The 17,837-nt window shown below is 72.3% G+C and carries 13 protein-coding genes; 3 read left to right on the top strand and 10 right to left on the bottom strand.

The window, feature by feature from the left end:
• Positions 1–65: 65 nt before the first annotated feature.
• Positions 66–2,105: a phosphocholine-specific phospholipase C gene (locus ACWGKQ_RS38325; RefSeq protein WP_453296662.1), complete on the bottom strand. Its 2,040-nt coding sequence runs from the start codon at positions 2,103–2,105 to the stop codon at positions 66–68.
• Between the two features lie 141 nt (positions 2,106–2,246).
• The gene (locus ACWGKQ_RS38320) at positions 2,247–2,660 is read right to left on the bottom strand and encodes an SsgA family sporulation/cell division regulator (protein ID WP_453296661.1); all 414 of its coding nucleotides are present in this window, start codon (positions 2,658–2,660) and stop codon (positions 2,247–2,249) included.
• 349 nt (positions 2,661–3,009) lie between these two features.
• Here ACWGKQ_RS38320 and ACWGKQ_RS38315 point away from each other — a divergent pair, with 349 nt between their 5' ends.
• Positions 3,010–4,431, top strand: coding sequence for a PP2C family protein-serine/threonine phosphatase (locus tag ACWGKQ_RS38315; protein WP_453296660.1), 1,422 nt, complete (start codon positions 3,010–3,012; stop codon positions 4,429–4,431).
• A gap of 60 nt (positions 4,432–4,491) precedes the next feature.
• On the opposite strand, the gene ACWGKQ_RS38310 is transcribed toward ACWGKQ_RS38315, so the two are convergent.
• Entirely contained in the window at positions 4,492–5,988 is a 1,497-nt protein-coding gene (locus tag ACWGKQ_RS38310) for a DNA-binding protein NsdB (RefSeq protein WP_453296659.1), read from the bottom strand.
• A 266-nt stretch (positions 5,989–6,254) separates the two neighbouring features.
• Between ACWGKQ_RS38310 and ACWGKQ_RS38305 the strand changes: the two genes are divergently transcribed.
• Entirely contained in the window at positions 6,255–7,394 is a 1,140-nt protein-coding gene (locus tag ACWGKQ_RS38305) for an aminoglycoside phosphotransferase family protein (RefSeq protein WP_453296658.1), read from the top strand.
• A gap of 275 nt (positions 7,395–7,669) precedes the next feature.
• Entirely contained in the window at positions 7,670–9,688 is a 2,019-nt protein-coding gene (locus ACWGKQ_RS38300; RefSeq protein WP_453296657.1) for an N-acetylmuramoyl-L-alanine amidase, read from the top strand.
• A gap of 6 nt (positions 9,689–9,694) precedes the next feature.
• On the opposite strand, the gene ACWGKQ_RS38295 is transcribed toward ACWGKQ_RS38300, so the two are convergent.
• The 7 genes from ACWGKQ_RS38295 to ACWGKQ_RS38265 form a co-directional block, all read right to left on the bottom strand.
• On the bottom strand, positions 9,695–10,192 hold the full coding sequence (locus ACWGKQ_RS38295) for a glycosyltransferase family protein (protein ID WP_293997271.1): 498 nt from the start codon (positions 10,190–10,192) through the stop codon (positions 9,695–9,697).
• Between the two features lie 234 nt (positions 10,193–10,426).
• Positions 10,427–13,102 carry an ATP-binding protein gene (locus ACWGKQ_RS38290; RefSeq protein ID WP_453296656.1) on the bottom strand — a complete coding sequence of 892 codons (2,676 nt, stop codon included), beginning with the start codon at positions 13,100–13,102 and terminating at the stop codon, positions 10,427–10,429.
• 131 nt (positions 13,103–13,233) lie between these two features.
• On the bottom strand, positions 13,234–14,154 hold the full coding sequence (locus ACWGKQ_RS38285) for a universal stress protein (RefSeq protein ID WP_453296655.1): 921 nt from the start codon (positions 14,152–14,154) through the stop codon (positions 13,234–13,236).
• A gap of 158 nt (positions 14,155–14,312) precedes the next feature.
• Positions 14,313–14,555, bottom strand: a complete 243-nt coding sequence (locus ACWGKQ_RS38280; protein WP_453296654.1) for a DUF397 domain-containing protein — start codon at positions 14,553–14,555, stop codon at positions 14,313–14,315.
• An 83-nt stretch (positions 14,556–14,638) separates the two neighbouring features.
• Positions 14,639–15,805, bottom strand: a complete 1,167-nt coding sequence (locus ACWGKQ_RS38275; protein ID WP_453296653.1) for a thiolase domain-containing protein — start codon at positions 15,803–15,805, stop codon at positions 14,639–14,641.
• Positions 15,802–16,848, bottom strand: coding sequence for a thiolase domain-containing protein (locus ACWGKQ_RS38270; RefSeq protein ID WP_453296652.1), 1,047 nt, complete (start codon positions 16,846–16,848; stop codon positions 15,802–15,804). Before ACWGKQ_RS38270 ends, ACWGKQ_RS38275 begins: the two co-directional genes overlap by 4 nt.
• Positions 16,848–17,789, bottom strand: a complete 942-nt coding sequence (locus ACWGKQ_RS38265; RefSeq protein WP_453296651.1) for a Zn-ribbon domain-containing OB-fold protein — start codon at positions 17,787–17,789, stop codon at positions 16,848–16,850. Before ACWGKQ_RS38265 ends, ACWGKQ_RS38270 begins: the two co-directional genes overlap by 1 nt.
• Positions 17,790–17,837: the final 48 nt, after the last annotated feature.

The following is a 17,837-nucleotide window of genomic DNA, read 5'->3' as shown; positions in this document are numbered from 1 at the left end:
GGCGCTGGAGAGCGGCGGCCGTACGGCTGTCAGTCTCGCCCCGCGCCCGGACCTGTACGCGGACCTCAGCCGCTGACGCTCGCGGCACCCGTCTCCAGATGGCCGGTGAACCGGCGCGACCAGGTCGCGTCGGAGTCCACCGTGACGGTGAAGTCGTACCAGCCGCCCTGGTTCGCGACGGCGTTGAAGTAGTCCTCGGCGGAGGATCCGGCGGCGACCTGGTACGTCCAGGGGCCGTCGGTGCGGTAGTTGTTCGAGGTGATCGTGAACTTCACCGACGTGGAGCCGGTGTTGGCCATCTTGAACCAGACGGCGAGCTTGCCGGTGCCCGGCTCCACGGCGTAACGGGTGCTCACCTCGGCCGACTTGCCGGCCGTGGTGGCGTCGCCCTGGAAGCGGCGCAGGAAGCGGTTGGGGCCGACCATGGTGAGGTCGTACTTCCCGGCGCCGTACCCGGTACCGATGTTGAAGTAGTCGGCGGCGGTGCCCCCGGCGTCGACCGTGTACTGCCAGGGTGTGGTGTCCCGGTAGGCGTTCGGGTGGATGGAGAAGTGGGCCGGACGGGTCGCCGGGGTGCCCTGGTTGGCCATGGCGAACCAGGCGCGGATCGCGCCGCCCGCCCCGAACTCCAGGTGGTCCAGGTATCCGTTCGGCTGGTAGGGCAGCGCGCGGGCCGGGCGGGTGCCGGGCTCCTGGGCGGGCAGGGCGTTGGTGGTGGGCACCGGGTTGGGCAGCGGGCCGCAGGTGGAGTAGCCGATGACGCCGGTCGCAGGCAGGGAGACCGGGCCGTGGACCGGGTTGGCGAAGTCGAAGACGCCGGTCAGGTCGCCGCTCACCTTGCGCCGCCAGTCGCTGATGTTGGGGCAGGCGGCGGGCTTGCCCAGGGCCGCGGTCCAGGTCTCCAGGAAGCGCAGCACCGAGGTGTGCTCGAAGACCTCGGAGGAGACCCAGCCGCCGCGGGTCCAGGGCGAGATGACGATCATCGGGACCCGGAAGCCGAAGCCGTACGGCACACCGTTCAGGAACTCACCGGCGGTACCGGCGGGCGGGGCCGGGGGCGGGACGTGGTCGAAGTAGCCGTCGTTCTCGTCGTAGTTGAGGAACAGGACGGTGGAGTCGAAGACGTCCGCGTCGGCGGCGAGGGCCTGGTAGACCAGGTTGACGAAGTGGGCGCCGTCGCCGGGCGGGGCGTAGGGGTGCTCGGAGAAGGCCTGGTTCGCGACCACCCAGGAGACCTGCGGGAGAGTGCCCGCGACGACGTCGGCCTTGATGGCGGCGGCGATGTCGTCGGGGGTGGAGCCGGTCACCGCCGGGACGGAGGACATGCCCCGGTCGTGGAGGGGGGTGCCCGCCTTGGCGTTCGCGAAGTTCTTGAAGTAGGCGCAGCCGTTGTCCCCATAGTTGTCCTGGGCGTTCTGGTAGACCTTCCAGGTCACTCCGGCGTTCTGCAGCGCCTCGGCGTAGTTCTGCCAGGTCAGCCCGGACTCGTCGCCGCCGTCGTAGCTGGCGGGGTCGACCTTGCCGCTCCACAGGTAGGTGCGGTTGGGACCGGTGGCGCTGAGGGTGGAGCAGAAGTAGGCGTCGCAGATCGTGTAGTTGTCGGCGAGCGCGTAGTGGAAGGGGATGTCGGAGCGGTCCAGGTAGCCGAGGGACCGTACGTTGCCGACGCCCGCGACCCAGTTGTCGAGGCGGCCCTTGTTCCAGGCGGAGTGCTGGGAGGACCAGGAGTGCGGGAGGTCGCCGCTGCACTGGGCGAGCGTCTCACCGTCCTTGCCGCCCGCGTCCGGGGTGGCGCTGAGCTTCCACGGGTACTGACGGGCGGCGCCGTTCGGCTGCTCGAAGACCGGATGGCCGCCGCTCAGCGTGATGCCGCTGCGGTCCGCGAAGCCGCGGACTCCCTTGAGCCGTCCGAAGTAGTGGTCGAAGCTGCGGTTCTCCTGCATGAGGATCACCACGTGCCTGACGTCCGAGATCGTGCCGGTCGCCGTGTTCCCGGCCGCGGCTGTGGCCACGGCCGCGGTCCGTGGGCCGGCGGCGCCCGCCGTCATGCCCGCCGCCACGGAAGCGCCCAGTCCCACGAAGCCTCTTCGGCTGATCGGTGTCATTGGCCCCGTCCTCGTCACCGGTGCGCCCGTGCGGCACACCGCGCGCAAGGGTGCCCGGGGCGGTCGGCAGGGACCGGACCGGACCGGTGAGGCGGGGATGAACAGAATTCAAAGTACGGGGCGGCACCGCCCCCGGGAGCCTCACACGCCTCCGAACAGCGAGCTCAGGCCCCGCTCCACGACCGCTTCGACGTCCTCCTGCCCCGGGGCCACCACCTCGTGGGTGCGCTGCAGGAACCGGAACAGCGCCTGGGTGTCGAACTGGAGCAGGGCGAGGCCGTGCGGCGAGTGGAACTCCACGGCCGTACGCCCCGGGCCGCAGGGCCAGATGTGCACGTCCCCGCGCCCGGCCGGGGCGGTGATCCCCTGGTCGAGGAGCGCACGGGCGAACGTCCACGTGACCTCTTCGCCGCCAAGGGTGACCTCGGCCGGGAAGTCGACGAAGACGGCCAACGGATCACCGGAGGAGTACCGGAGCGTGGCCGGCACCGGGACCTCCTCGTCCTCGGCGGTGATCAGCCGGGCGCGGGCGGGTTGCTCGAAAGAGATGTCCATGCCTGTAGGACTCCGGGAGGGCCGCTCGCATGACGCGAAATCCGGACAGAGTTGCCGCGGTTGGCCGAGACCGCGACACTGTGAACACAGGGACGTCGAACAACCGCCCGAGCGCGACACGGACAGCTCGAAAAGTCCGCCAAGTCACGTAGTCCGACTACGACTTGCGGCAGCCGATCGCGTACGCCTTTCATAGGGGTCGACCAGCCCATGAAGACTCTGGCATATGCCAGAAGCACCACCGTATCGTGTGTTGCCAAATCCCTTACAGGGCGTCGCAGGCTGTGCAACAGTCGTAACCAGTCCCACCGTCCGCCTTGGCCGTTCAGTCCCCGCATCGGAGTGCGTCATGCCGTCCCATGTCTCCGCGGACCGCCCCGCCGCCCAGCCACCCGGGCGCGGCTCGGTCGAGGCGTTGATATCGCAGACGCGGCGGCTCAAGGGCGACGTGGACGCGGTGCGCCGGGACACCCGGGGCGCGGGTTCGGACCCCGAGGAACGCTGGCAGCGGGCCCTGTACGACCTGGCGCTCCATCAACTCAACGATCTGGACGAGCACTTGGCCCAGCTGCGGGACGGGCCGGCACCGCTGCCGGCCGGAGCGGAGCCGGCGCCCGCCCGCCGCTCCTCGCCCGCTTCCGGATCGCTGCTCAGCCGGGTCGGCAGCGCGGAGTGGAACCTCCTGACGGACGAGGCCAGTTGGTCCGGCGAGTTCTACCGCATCCTGGGCCGCGACCCGGCCGCGCCCGCGCTCACCCTCGACGAACTGCCTTCCCTGGTACTGGACGAGGACCGGTCCCGGCTGACCACGATGGTCACCGACTGCCTGGTCGACGCCAAGCCGATCGACGGCGAGTTCCGTGTGCTGCGGCCCGACGGGAACGTGCGGACCGTCCACATGATGGGCGAGCCCGTGCTCGACGGCGACGGCAGCACCGCCTCGATGTGGGCCGTGCTGCGGGACGTCAGCGAACTGCGGCGCAGCCAGCGGACGGTGCGCGACACCCAGGACAGGATGCAGCGGCACCACCGGCGGGCCGAGACCGAACAGCGGCTCGCCGCCGAACTCCAGGAGGCCGTACTGCCGCCGGGGCGCGGTGCCCTGGTGCTCCCGCGCCGGGGACCGGGCTCGCTGGACGTCGCCGCCCACTGCCTGCCCTCCGGGGCCGGCGGCCTGCTGGGCGGCGACTGGTACGACGCGCTGGAGCTGTCCGACGGCGACACCCTGCTGAGCGTCGGCGATCTCACCGGGCACGGCGTGGCCGTCGCCTCGGGCATGACGATGCTGCTGGGCGCGGTACGCGGGATGGCGATGGCCGGCACCCAGCCGGGGCAACTCATGTCGCTGCTCAACCAGTTACTCGACGCCACCGTGCAACCCGCGCTGGGCAGCGCCGTCTGCTGCCGCTACCGGGCCGCCACCCGCACCCTGACCTGGGCACAGGCAGGACACCCCGCCCCGCTGCTGTTCCGCGGCGGGACGGGGTGTGCGCTCAGCGCGCCGGACGGCGTGCTGCTCGGTGTCACCTCGGGAGCCGGTTACGGGCAGGCCGAAGTGACCCTGGAACCGGGCGATCTGCTCCTGCTGCACACCGACGGAGTGGTGCCCGGGCACAGCGGAACGGACTCCATGGACGCTCTCCTCGGCCTGGCCCCCCGGTTCGGGGCGGCGCGCACCGCCCAGGACTGTGTCAGGGCCGTGGTCGAGGAGTTCGGCGAGAGCGGGCGCGCGGACGAGGCCTGCGTGCTCGTCGCCAAGGTGGGTGAATAAGGGCAGCGGTCGCCGCCCGGACGAGATCAGCCGGTTCGTGTCGAGCGCACCGGCCTCCGTCTATGCCTGTGCGCTGTTGTTGTTCCCCTTGCTCCTGGCCCTGGGCAGGGCCAGCTTGATCTCCTCCCGCAGTTCCTGGATCTTCGGGTAGCCGGCGTACTCGGCGGTGAGCCGGTACATCTGGCGCAGCCGGTCCCAGGTGCGGTGGGAGGAGTTCGATCCCATCGACATCAGGGCCAGCCGGGCGTAACGGTCCGCCTGTTCGGGGTCGTCCGCAATGAAGCAGGCGGAGGCCATGGAGAGGAAGTCGAAGATCTTCGACCGCTGCCGGCCGTCGACCCGCAGGGACAGAGCCTTCTCCGCGTAGTGCTGGGCGTGCACGGCCGCGGCCGGGTCGTGCTCGGCCAGCGTGCGGTAGGCGAGCGCCTGCATGCCGTACAGATCCTCTTCCTTGAACATCTGCATCCAGCTCGGCGGCGGCACGTCGCCCCGGTCGGAGACGAAGAGGTCCTCCGCCTGGCCGAGGGTGCGGCGCATCGCCTGGCCCTTGCCCATCGACGCCTGCGCCCAGGCCTCGATGGTGTGCAGCATCGCCCGGGTGCGCGGCAGTACCTCTTCGCCCGAGCCGGACTTGGCGAGCTTCATCAGGTCGAGCGCGTCGTCGGGCCGGCCGAGGTGCACCATCTGGCGAGCCGCTCTGGAGAGCGCCTCCCCGGCACGCGGCCGGTCACCGCCCTCACGGGCCGCATGGGCGGCGATGACGAAGTACTTCTGGGCCGTGGGCTCCAGGCCGACGTCGTGCGACATCCAGCCCGCGAGGACGGCGAGGTTGGCGGCGACGCCCCACAGGCGCCGCTGGAGATGCTCGGGGTGGCGGTAGGCGAGCATGCCGCCCACCTCGTTGAGCTGTCCCACCACGGCCTTGCGCTGGAGCCCGCCGCCACGGGCGGCGTCCCAGGCCCGGAACACCTCGACGGAGCGCTCCAGCTCCTCCATCTCCTCGGACCCGATGGGGGCGGCCTCGTAGCGGTCGAACCCGGCGGGGTCGGCGTGCAGAGGGTCGTCGAGGACGGGGGCGTCGGCCTTGAGTGTGGGGTCGGTGTGCAACCAGTCGTACATGGCACTGCTGAGTACGGATCCCGCGGTGAGCGCGGCACCCGCGCCCACCAAGCCGCGTCGGTTGAGCATGAGGTCCATTCCCGTGAATTCGGTGAGGACCGCGGCGGTTCGTTCGGGCGCCCACGGCATGCCGTCGGGATGTTCCACGTTCCCGTCGTCCGGCCGTTTTCCCGTACGCCCGTGCCGTACCAGACCGAGGTCCTCGATGGTCACGACACGGCCGAGACGCTCGGTGAACAGAGCCGCCAGCACCCGCGGCACCGGATCGCGCGGGATCTCTCCCGTGTCGATCCACCGCCGCACCCGGGAGGTGTCGGTCGCCAGCTGGGGGTGGCCCATGGCCGCCGCCTGCCGGTTGACCAGCCTCGCGAGTTCGCCCTTGGACCAGCCGGCCAGGCCGAACAGGTCCGAGAGGCGGGTGTTGGGTTCTCCGGTCACGTCAAGCCCCCAGGTTCTCGGCTGAGTTGACAGTAGCCCCGTGCCGGTTGCCGGGCGACTATTCGCCACGGTTCGCCAGGGTGCGCCAGATGGTGTGCCACTGGGCGACGGGTGTCAGGTAGGAACGCGCCACCCCGACCCGGTCGCCACTCGAAGGGCACACTCCCCAGGGTGTGCCCGGGCGGCCGGGACGGGTTGGTCGCGAGAACCCCTCACAGGACTTCTCAGGCAGGCACCGCAGGTACACGAAGGGATCTGTATCGCCCATGTACGCAGCATCGTCCTCCGTGTCCGCTCCGCCCCGGTCGCTGCGCCCCCGCCCGGCGGGCGGCGGACCTTATCTCGACCCCGCGCGTCCGGGGGCCGCGGTACCGGTGGTGGGCCGGCCACGGCGCGCCGCGGGTCTCGGCACCCAGCCCCTCAGCGGGAGACTCGACCTGTCCGGCCCCCAGGGCGCGCAGCTGCGCACCGCGATCGCGTCGGTGCACCGGATCTGCCCGGAGTTCGCTCCGGTGCAGGTGCTGCGCCGCTCCGGGCGGTCCGTGATCCTCGTCGGGACGACCGGGCGCAGCACGGCCGTGGCGAAGTGTCTACTGGACCACTCCCCCGCCTGGGCGGAGCGGACCCGCCACGAAATAGCCGCATACCGCTCGTTCGTCCGGCACCGGCCGCCGATCCGGGTGCCGAGGCTGATCGCGGCGGACCCGGACAACTGCACGCTGGTGATCGAGCGGATGCCCGGCCGGGTGGCGGCGGTCCAGCGCCACCCGGTGGAGGCTCCGCCCCGGGCGGACATCCGGGCGGCGCTGGGCGCGATCTGCCGGCTGAACGCGTGGCGGCCCCCGGCGGGCACCTTCGACGCCCCGGTGGACTACCCGGCCCGGATCGCCCGGTACCACGAGCTGGGTCTGCTCACCGACCGGGACATGGGTGACCTGCAGAAGCTGCTGCACGGCATCGCGGTCGCGGCGGGTCGCCAGGGGATGGGCCAGTTCTGCCACGGCGACGCCCTGCTCTCGAACATCCTGCTGTCCCCGGCCGGTCCAGTGCTGGTGGACTGGGAGCACGCGGGCTGGTATCTGCCGGGGTACGACCTGGCCACGCTCTGGTCGGTCCTCGGCGACGCCCCGGTGGCACGCCGTCAGATCAGCCAGATCGCCCAGTCGGCCGGGCCCGCGTCCAGGGACGCCTTCCTGGTGAACCTGATGCTGGTCCTCACCCGGGAGATCCGGACCTACGAGACCGCCGTGCAGCGTTCGATGCACGACGCGACCCCGGCGGCACCGGGTACGGCCCACCCGGGCGCCGCGCCGACCGGCGAGGAACAGCGGCTGCTGCTCCGGCGGCTGCACGACGATTGCCAGCTGGCCCGCCGGGCCGTACGAGCGGCGGTCGGCACTCGCTGACGGGGACGAGGATCCGCGGTGCGCTCAGGGCAACTGCGCACCGCGGATCCTCGCATGTCCGGGGTGTCTCCGGGGGTGTCACGCGCATCCACTGGTGTACTCCACTGACGCCTCGCAGGCCTGTGGCCCGCCACCGCGAAACTCCCACGATCATCGTATGACATGGGAATTCCGGCCTCTCTGGGCATGATTGACGGATCGTCGGCAAGCCGGTACCACTGAGCCACGCTCAGCCCCGCACGCCCCGTCGCGCCCCATCGCCCCAGGAGGCAGCATTGCGAGGATCTGTCACCGAGCCCCCAGCCCCGCCCAGCGGCAGACGTACGCGCCGGACGGCCGGAGCCGTCGCCGCCGCGGCTCTGCTGCTGCCGTTGCTGGGTGCGGCACCGCCCCCGAACACCGGCGAGTCGTCCGCCGGACTGCTCCAGCGGGCGTTCGCGTCCGCCGCCACCGAGTACCACGTGCCGCAGAGCGTGCTGCTCGCCGTCTCCTACCTCCAGTCCCGCTGGGACACGCACGGCGGCGCGCCCAGCGTGACCGGCGGCTACGGCCCGATGCACCTCACCGACGCGCACACCGCGCTGGCGACGGCCACCGAGCACTTCGCCGACGGCACCGAGGACGCCCGCGGCGACACTGCCCGCCCGGGCCTGCACCCCAGCGTGAAGGTCCCGCGGAACTCCGCGCTCCCGGCGCGTCTCAAGACCCTGCCGAAGGCCGCCGCGCTGACCGGGATCCCGGCCGCCGACCTGCGCACCGACGCGGCCGCCAACGTGGCCGGCGGCGCCGCCCTGCTCGCGGCCGCCCAGCGGGACCTGCACCAGCCGCTCGCCGCCGATCCGGCCGAGTGGTACGGCGCGATCGCCCGCTTCTCCGGCGCCGACGACACGGCGACCGCGGCGGCGTACGCCGACGACGTGTTCGACGTCCTGCACACGGGCGAGGAGCGCACCACCGACGCGGGACAGTTCGTCGCCCTCGCCGCCCAGCCGGGTCTGCGGGCCGACACCGCGCAGCTGAAGCTGACCGGGCTGCGCACGGCGGCGGCGGACGACGGCACGGAGTGCCCGACAACGGTGTCGTGCGAGTGGATCCCGGCGCCCTACGCGCAGTTCGGGGACAACGACTACGGCAACCACGACCTGGCCGACCGGCCGGCCTCGCAGAGCATCAAGTACATCGTCATCCATGACACCGAGGGCTCCTGGGACACCACCCTCAACCTGGTCCAGGACCCGACCTATGTGTCCTGGAACTACACCATCCGCTCCACCGACGGTCTGATCGCCCAGCACGTCAAGGCGAAGGACGTGGCCTGGCACGCGGGCAACTGGTACATCAACGCCAAGTCGATCGGCATCGAGCACGAGGGCTTCCTCGCCTCGCCGGACGCCTGGTACACGGAGGCGATGTACCGTTCCTCGGCCCGGCTGGTGAAGTACCTCTCCGAGCAGTACGGCATCCCGCTGGACCGGCAGCACATCCTGGGCCACGACACCGTGCCCGGCCCGGTCACGTCCTCGATCCCCGGGATGCACACCGACCCGGGCCCCTACTGGGACTGGCGGCACTACTTCGAGCTCCTCGACCACCCCTTCAAGCACAGGACGGGCAAGAAGCACCGGGTGGTGACCGGTGGTGCGGTGACGATCCTGCCGGACTACGCCACGAACCAGCCGACGTACACCGGCTGCGTCACCAAGGGCCAGCCCTGCGCCGCGCACGGTTCCAGCGAGGTACGGCTGTACTCCGACCACGACGAGAGCTCGGCGCTGATCAAGGACATCGGCATGGGCACGACGCCGACGACCGACGTGAACGACCTCTCGTCACGGGCGTCCACCGGGCAGCAGTACGCGGTGGCGGACACCTGGGGGGACTGGACGGCGATCTGGTACCTCGGGCAGAAGGCGTGGTTCAAGAACCCGTCGTCGGCACCGACGGCGGTGAGCGCGACCGGACGGGTGATCACCCCGAAGGCAGGTCTGACCAGCATCCCGGTCTACGGCCGCGCCTATCCGGAAGCCTCCGCGTACCCCTCCGGGGTACCCGCCCAGTCGATCTCCCCGCTGCCGTACACGATCCCGGCGGGCCAGAAGTACGTGGTCGGTGACGAGGTGCCGGGCGAGTACTACTACGCCGTCACCTTCAGCACCGACTCGCACAAGGTCGTGGTCGGCAAGGACCTGTACTACGAGATCCAGTACGGGCACCGGGTCGAGTTCGTCCGCGCGGCCGACGTGGACGTGCTGCCGACCGCGAAGGCCGGACGGCACCACGGCCACGGGGAGTAGCCGGTCTCAGCCCTGCTGGAAAAGCTCCGCCGGGAGCGGCTTCAGCAGGGCGTACAGGTCGTCGGTGATCGGACGGTCCCAGGCGGCGATGGTCACGAGGACGCCGTCGCTGCGGTCGAACTGGACGCAGGAGATCCGGCTCTCGGAGAGCTTCAGCCGGCGCACGATCAGCAGGTTGTCCCCCTGGAGCACCGGCATGTCCTCGGTGCCGACGACCGTGACGTCCTCGTCGTTCTCCAGGGCGAGGAGGAGCTGGCCGACCTCGAAAGGGATCTCGCCCTCCTCCACCTCGCGGGCCGGGGAGCCCTCGGGGAGGTTACCGATGATCATCGCAGGGCCACGGCCGCCGAAGAGGTCGTAGCGCAGGAAGACGCCCTGGCAGGTGCCGTCGGGGGCGGGCAGCAGCCCGGCACCGAGGTTGCCGGGCCAGTCACCCGGGTCCATGGCCAGTACGTCGAAGTCGGGGCCGGCGGGAGTGGCGCTGCGGCGACGGAGGAACGACATGCGGTCCATGGTACGGGGCCCGGGTTGTGGGACGGGGATCAGTTCCGGGTGCGGGTCGGCGGGCGTCTGGACGGCACTCCTGGTCCGCCGCCGCTCTTGATCCGCCGCGACGGTGATCAGCCACGACGGCGGTGTTCGGCGGTGCCGTGCCGGGTGGCGGTGTTAGCCGTGGTGGGTGGCGGTCGTTCGGCTGGTGCGGCGCCGTCGGGGCTTGTCGCGCAGTTCCCCGCGCCCCTAGGGGGTTGCGCCCTCGGTCTGCTCCATCGCTGCGGCCAGCTCCGCGCGGGCCTGTACCGCCAACGCGTCTGCGCTGCACTCAACAGCTGTTTCGAGTCCCCTGCGGAGTAGTCCGGCGTCGCGGCATTCCGTGCCCAGGGCCACCAGTGCGCAGGCCAGCTCGTAGGTGGCGGGAGAGCGCTCCAGGTGGGTCACCGCCTGCCGCAGATAGGTCAGGCGGGCCTCGCCCGTCGATACGTCCGCCGCCGTCCGCAACGCCGCGCCGATGGCCGAGGGGGCGCCGAACTGGCGGGCCCGGGTCAGCGCTTCCAGGGCGGTGGCAAGGGCGCGCTCGGGGGCGTCGTGGCGCTCTGCCCGGGCCAGGTGGAACTGCCAGGGGCACCACGAGGGGTTGCGGATGCCGCGGGGTTCGAGGCGGCGGCCGGCCGCGGAGAGCTCGGCGGCGGCTTCCTTGGTGAGGCCGCGGGCGAGGAGCAGTTCGCCGTAGACGGTCTGGGCGTCGGGGAAGACCACGGCCGCCGGGAAGGGCTCCCGGAAGGCGTGGTCCTCGGCGAGGCGGGTGGCCTCGTCGGTGCGGCCGCGGGCCAGCAGGGTCTGGATCAGGATGCCGACGGCGTACCAGTGGGCGGGGGTGCCGGGGCCGACGCGTTCCGCGAGGCGCAGGCCGGAGCGGGCCAGGTCCTCGGCCTCGGCGAGGCGGCCGCGCCGGTAGCGGACGTAGCCGAGGAGGGTGTAGGCGAAGGAGAGGTGGGCGCCGCGCCAGCCCTGGCGTTCGAAGTCGGCGATCCCGGCGGCGAAGAGCTCCTCCGTGCGGTCGGGCCGGTCGGCGTACATGAAGGCGAGCGCGACGAGGACGGGGACCTCGAACCCGCGGTCCGCCTCCGCCCAGCCGAGCCCGCCGGCCAGGGCGCGTTCGGCGTGGTGGAGGGCGACGTCGGCGGGTTCGCCGCGCTGGATGGCGTCCCAGGTGCGCAGCCCGATGACGTACCGCTCGGTGAGGTCGCGGCCCCGGAGGCGGTCGGCGAGCCGGGTCAGGCGTCGGGACCGGGAGGGGTGGTCGGGCTCGTCGGCGCGGAAGGCGTCCCACATGAACTGCTCGGAGAGCATCCGGAGCCGTACCCGGGCGTCGCCGGTCACCTGGATCTCGCGGGCCAGGGTCTCGGAAGCCTCGGCGAGGCGGTCGCTGTGGGCGAGGACCTGGGAGAGGCGGTAGACGATGTGCTGGCGCAGGGCGGGCTCGGCGATGGGTTCCTGGAGGGCCGCGCGCAGGTGGTTGACGGTGGTGGCCGGTTCGGTGAGCAGGGAGGCGCTGCCCAGTTCGTGGAGGACGGCGGCGCGCTCCTTGGCGGGCGGGGGTTCGCGCAGGGCGCGGGCGAGGTAGCTGCAGGCGGTGTCGGGGGCGCCGGCCCGGAGGGTCTCGCCGGCGGCGGCGCGCAGTTGCCGGACGACCCAGGTGTCGCCCTCGGGGTGGGTCTCCAGGAGGTGCCGGGCGGCGGCGGTGGCGCCCTGGCCGTCGTCGGTCACACACCAGGCGGCCTGGCCGTGCAGAGCGACCCGGGTGGCGGGCGGGATGGCCCGGTAGACGGCGGTGGCGATCAGCGGGTGGACGAACTCCAGGGTCTCGGCGCCGGTGAGGATCCGGGCGCCGCGCAGGGCGTCGGCGGCGTCCGCGGCCTCCTCGTGGCCGAGGCCGGCGACGGCGGCGGCGAGCGCCGGATGGATCTCGGTGCCGAGGACGGCGCAGGCCCAGGCGAACCGGGCGGCGGAGGGACCGAGGCGTTCCAGCCGGGCGATCAGCCCGCTGCCCTTGACGGCGGCGGCGAGGTCGCGCAGCAGCGGTGCGCCGGCCTCGGTGGGGTCCAGGCCCCGGTCGTGGACCTTGGCGGTCAGCTCGACGGCCTCGAAGGGGTTGCCGGCGGTGACGGCCCAGCACTCGTGGCAGAAGGCGTCGTCGGCGTGGTCGCCGAGGCTCTCGCGGACCAGGCCGGCGACGGCGTCGGCGCTGAGCGGTTCGAGGCCGTGCGGGCGGCCGCCTGCCCGGCCGGGCAGGCCGCGGAACGCGTCGGCGTGCTCGGGGAGTTCGTCGGGCCGGTACGCGACGACGACGAGCAGCGGGAGTTGCTCGGCGCGCGGCGCGAACGCGGCGAGCCAGCCGAGGGATTCGGGGTCGGCCCAGTGGGCGTCGTCGAGGACGAGGACCATCGGGGCCTGGCGCACGGCGAGGTGGGTGAGGACCCAGTCGAGGCCGTCGCGCAGGCCCTGCTGGTCGGGCGGGGCGCCCTCGGTCGGGGCGCACAGGCCGAGGGCGGGGCCGACGATGTCGTACCAACTGCCCAGTGAGGCGCGGAGTTCGGCCTCCGGTGCGCCGGCCAGGCGGGGTTGCAGGAGCTGGCGGGCGACGTGGAAGGCGACGCGCTGTTCCTGTTCGCCGCCGCGCGCGGAGAGCACGGTGCAGCCCTGGGCGGCGGCGCGGCGGCGGACCTCGGCGAGCAGGGTGGTCTTGCCTATGCCGGCCCGGCCGGCGAAGGCGAGGAGCGCGCCGAGCGGCCGGTCGGCCGGGGCCGTGCCGTCCGTGCCCAGGCCGGTGAGCTCGGCCAACGCCTCGTCGACGGCGGCGAGTTCGCTGTCACGCTCGTAGAGCGTCCGTCGGCTCCGCAGGACCCGCTGTCCCATGACCACCCCCCGCCACGGTGGTACGCGAACGCGGGGAGCGGTCGCGCACCGTGGCTTGCAGGCAGCTCAGCGTACGCCTGACGACGGTGATCCGCTCCCTACTGAAGGTAACTGAGCGAGGGGGCTTGACATCACTCCTGTGACGGCGATGGCGTCGGCGCCGGCGGGATCACGGCGACCGGGGCGGCCGCGTGCAGCAGGACGGCCTGGGTGACCGAGCCGATCATGCGGGCCGGGGCGAGCAGCCGTCGGCGGTGGCGGCCGACGACGACCAGGGTGGCGTCCTTGGAGGCGGCGACCAGCAGGCCGGCCGCGTCGCCGGGCAGCGCGAGGACCTCGGCGTGGAGGTCCGGGCGGTCCTTGAGGTGCAGGGCGAGGAAGCCCTCGGCGAGGGTGCGGGTCTCCTGTTCGACCTCGTCCTGGTCGACGGCCGGCGGGACGAGTTCGCCGGCCGCGATCCAGCTCTGCACCGGCCAGGGGTAGGCGGCGATCACCTGGAGCCGGGCGCCGTGCCGGGCGGCCTCCGCGCAGGCGAAGGCGAGGGTGGCGTCGTCGGGGCGGTCCACGTCCAGGCCGACGACGACCCGGGGCCCGGGCTCGACGGGCAGTTCCTCGTGCACCTCCCGCCCCGGCCGGGGTACGACGACCACCGGGCAGCCGGCGTCGCGGGCGGCGACCATGCCGTTGGAGCCGAGCAGCAGGCCTGCGAAGCCGCCGCGGCCCCGGGAGCCGAGCACCAGCAGCTGGGCGTCGGCGCCCAGTTCGGGCAGCAGCGCGCCGGGGGCGCCCTCCAGTGCGACGTACTCGACGGTGAGCCCGGCAGCAGCGGCATCGGTGCGCAGCCGGTCGCGGACCTCGTCGAGCACGGGGTCGCCGGCCGGGTCCTGCTCCTCGGCGACCAGGACGTCGGGCTGCCCCCAGGCGGCGTACTGGCGCACGTGCACCACCCGCAGCGGTGCGTCCCGTTGCCGGGCCGCCCGCGCGGCCCAGTCCAGGGCGCGCAGGCTGTCGTCCGAACCGTCCGCCGCGGCGATGACCGGCGCAGTGCTCATGGTTCCCCATCTCCGGAATACGGCCTTCCCTTTCCGGGGCCAGCCTGTCTCAGGCGACGGTCCCGGAAAGGCGCTGCCGGTCACGTGTCCGGAAATCCTTGCGGAACACCCCCCGGTTCACCTCTCTGCCGCAGAGCCCCGGGGAGGAGAGCGCACGCTCAGGTCAGGTCGAACTCGCCCTCCCGGGCCCCCGACACGAAGGCACCCCATTCGGCGGGGGTGAAGATCAGGGAAGGGCTCTCCGGGCTACCGCTGTTGCGCATCGCGATGAATCCCTCGACAAAGGCGATCTGGACATCCCCCAGGCCTCGGCTGCTGGACTGCCAGTCGGCCCCGCTGAGGTCCAGCTCCGGCTTCTCCCAGCCCCGTACCGGCTGCTGCTGGATGGTGCTCTCGGCCACGTCCGTGCTCCTCCCGAATTCGTCGTCCGCGGCCAGCCTAGCTTTCGGTTCCGGCACTCAACAGGCCACGTGAACGGGTCCTTTCAGTTGTCGGGGGCCGTGGCCCCGACAAGCCACATGGAGAAGAACTGGGAACCGCCGCCGTAGGCGTGGCCGAGCACCTTCCGGGCGCCGTCCACCTGGTGTTCCCCGGCCTGGCCGCGCACCTGGAGGGCGGCTTCGGCGAACCGGATCATGCCGGAGGCGCCGATCGGATTGGTGGACAGGACGCCGCCCGACATGTTGACGGGGAGGTCACCGTCGAGTTCGGTGACCCCCGATTCGGTGAGTTTCCAGCCCTCGCCCTCCTCGGCGAAGCCGAGGTTCTCCAGCCACATGGGCTCGTACCAGGAGAACGGCACGTACATCTCGACGGCGTCGATGTCCCGGCGCGGGTCGGCGATCCCGGCCTGCCGGTAGACGTCGGCGGCGCAGTCCTTCCCGGCCTGCGGCGACACCGCGTCCTTGCCTGCGAACAGGGTGGGCTCGCTGCGCATGGCCCCGCCGAGCATCCAGGCCGGCGGCTTGGCGGAACGGGCGGCTCCGGCGCGGTCGGTGAGGACCATGGCGCAGGCGCCGTCGGAGGAGGGGCAGGTCTCCGAGTAGCGGATGGGGTCCCACAGCATGGGGGACGCCTGGACCTTCTCCAGGGTGATGTCGTGCTCGTGGAGGTGGGCGTAGGGGTTCTTGAGTGCGTTGCGCCGGTCCTTGTAGGCGACCAGTGAGCCGACGGTGTCCGGGGCGCCGCTGCGCCGCATGTAGGCCCGCACATGGGGCGCGAAGAAACCGCCCGCGCCCGCCAGCAGGGGCTGCTGGAAGGGGATCGGCAGGGACAGGCCCCACATGGCGTTGGACTCGGACTGCTTTTCGAAGGCGAGGGTCAGTACGGTGGAGTGGACCCGGGCGGCGACGAGGTTGGCCGCGACGAGCGCGGTCGAGCCGCCCACCGAGCCCGCCGTGTGGACCCGCAACATGGGTTTGCCCACCGCCCCGAGCGCGTCCGCCAGGTACAGCTCCGGCATCATCACGCCCTCGAAGAAGTCGGGCGCCTTGCCGATGACGACGGCGTCGACGTCGGCCCAGTCCAGCTCGGCGTCGTCGAGGGCGCGTCGCGCGGCCTCGCGGACGAGCCCGGCGATCGACACGTCCCGCCGGGCCGCCACGTGCTTGGTCTGGCCGATCCCCGTGACGGCCACGGGCTCCTTGCTCATCGCGGATCCCCTTCGAGTACAGCGACCAGGTTCTGCTGGAGGCAGGGCCCGGAGGTGGCGTGGGCGAGGGCACGGTCGGACTCGCCGCGGTGGATGCGGGCGGCGGCCTCGCCGAGGCGGATCAGCCCGGCGGCCATGATCGGGTTGGCTGCGAGGGCCCCGCCGGACGGGTTCACCCGTACGTCGTCGCCGAGCCGCAGCGCCTTGCGCAGCACGACCTCCTGCGAGCTGAACGGTGCGCACAACTCGGCGGTGTCCACGGGCCGTTCGAAGGCACCGGCCTTCTCGGCGGCGAGCCGCGCGGAAGGCGAGTCGGTCAGGTCGCGGACCCCCAGGCCGTGCGCCTCGATGCGGTGGTCGATGCCCCGGATCCAGGCGGGCCTGGCACACAGCTCCCGGGCCCGCTCCCCCGCCGCGAGGATCACGGCGGCGGCACCGTCGCCGATCGGCGGGCAGTCGCCGGTACGCAGCGGCCGTACGACGTAGTCCCCCTGCGGGACCGAACCGCTCAGCTGCGCATGGGAGTTGGCCGCCGCGTCCGCCCTGCTCCGGGCGCCGACGGCGGCCAGTGCGGGCTCGTCGGTCTGCCCCGCGTCGATGAGGGCCTGGGCCTGGAGGGCGGCGAGGGCGACGGAGTCGGGCCAGAGGGGGGCCACGTAGTAGGGGTCGAGCTGCCGGGTCAGCACGTCCCGCACCGAGCCGGGCGAGGACTTGCCGTACGAGTAGACGAGCGCGGTGTCCGCGTCCCCGGTGAGGAGTTTGGTCCAGGCCTCGTACAGGGCCCAGGCGCCGTCCATCTCGACGTGCGACTCGGAGATCGGCGGCCAGGCGCCGACGCCGTCGAGGGCGACGGTGAAGGAGAAGGCGCGGCCGGCCAGGTAGTCGCTGGATCCGGAGCAGGTGAAGCCGATGTCGCCGGTCTTCAGGCCGGTCTGTTCGAGCACCTCGTGCAGCACCGGCATGAGCATCTCGACCTCCGAGAGCTCCTCGCTGGTGCGGCGGTGGTCGGTCTGCGCGAAGGCGACCAGTGCTATGTCACGCATCACAGCAGCTCCTTGTACGTCTCGTAGTCCGCGTCGGGTTCGCCGGTGGGCCGGTAGTGGTCGGGGAAGCGGGACCCCTCGGTCCACACCGGCTCGACCCTGAGCCCCATCCGTACCTGGTCGTAGGGGATGCCGCCGATCCGGCCGTGCAGGGCGAGGCCGGCGCCGTCGAGGGCGATGTGGGCGTAGACGTACGGCACCTCGATGTCGAGGTTCTTCGCCTTGATGTTGACGATGCAGAAGGTGGTGACCGTGCCGCCGGGACCCACCTCGACCTGTTCCGATGTGGCCACCCCACATGTGGGGCAGGCACCCCTCGGCGGGACGTACACCTTCCGGCAGGAGGGGCAGCGCTCGCCGAAGGTCCGCCGGGACGCGAGGGCCTCGATGAAGGCGGACTGGGCGCGGCCGGGCGAATAGGTGTAGTCGAGCCGGGCGTGTGCGATGATCCCGTGCACCGCGTCCTCGAACTCGCCGCTGTGCCCGGAGAGTTGCGCCGTCTCACCCTCGTACGGCTCGAAGCAGGCGATGTCGGTGATGGCCCCCGACCGCTCCTGCGCCCACCGGACGCGGACCCGCATTCCGGTGTGCACGGCGTCGGGCCCCGGTGCGTCGAGCGCGTGCAGCAGGGCGGTGTCGGCACCGTCGAGCCGGACCAGGACCCAGGCGAAGGGGGTGTCCAGGGGCTGCCCGCGGCGGGGCTCGTGGTTCCAGGCCCAGGTGGTGACGGTCCCGGTGGGGGCGACCTCGACCAGGTCACGGATCTCCTCGGCGGTGACGGGGTCGTACTCGACGGGTGGGACGAGGACACGGCCGTCACCGGTCTTCACCCCGAGGACGACCCGTTCCCGCAGCCCGGTGAGAAAGGCGCTCTGCACGGGCCCGAGGGACCGGGTGAAGGGAAACTCGACGACGAGGGGGGCTTTGAGGACTTCGGGCATAGGGGGCTTGCCTCCTTAAGGTCGGTGCGGGTGACGCCCCGTCTTTTA

Source organism: Streptomyces sp. NPDC054770, assembly GCF_053611985.1.
This window is presented reverse-complemented; position numbering and strand designations above follow the sequence as displayed.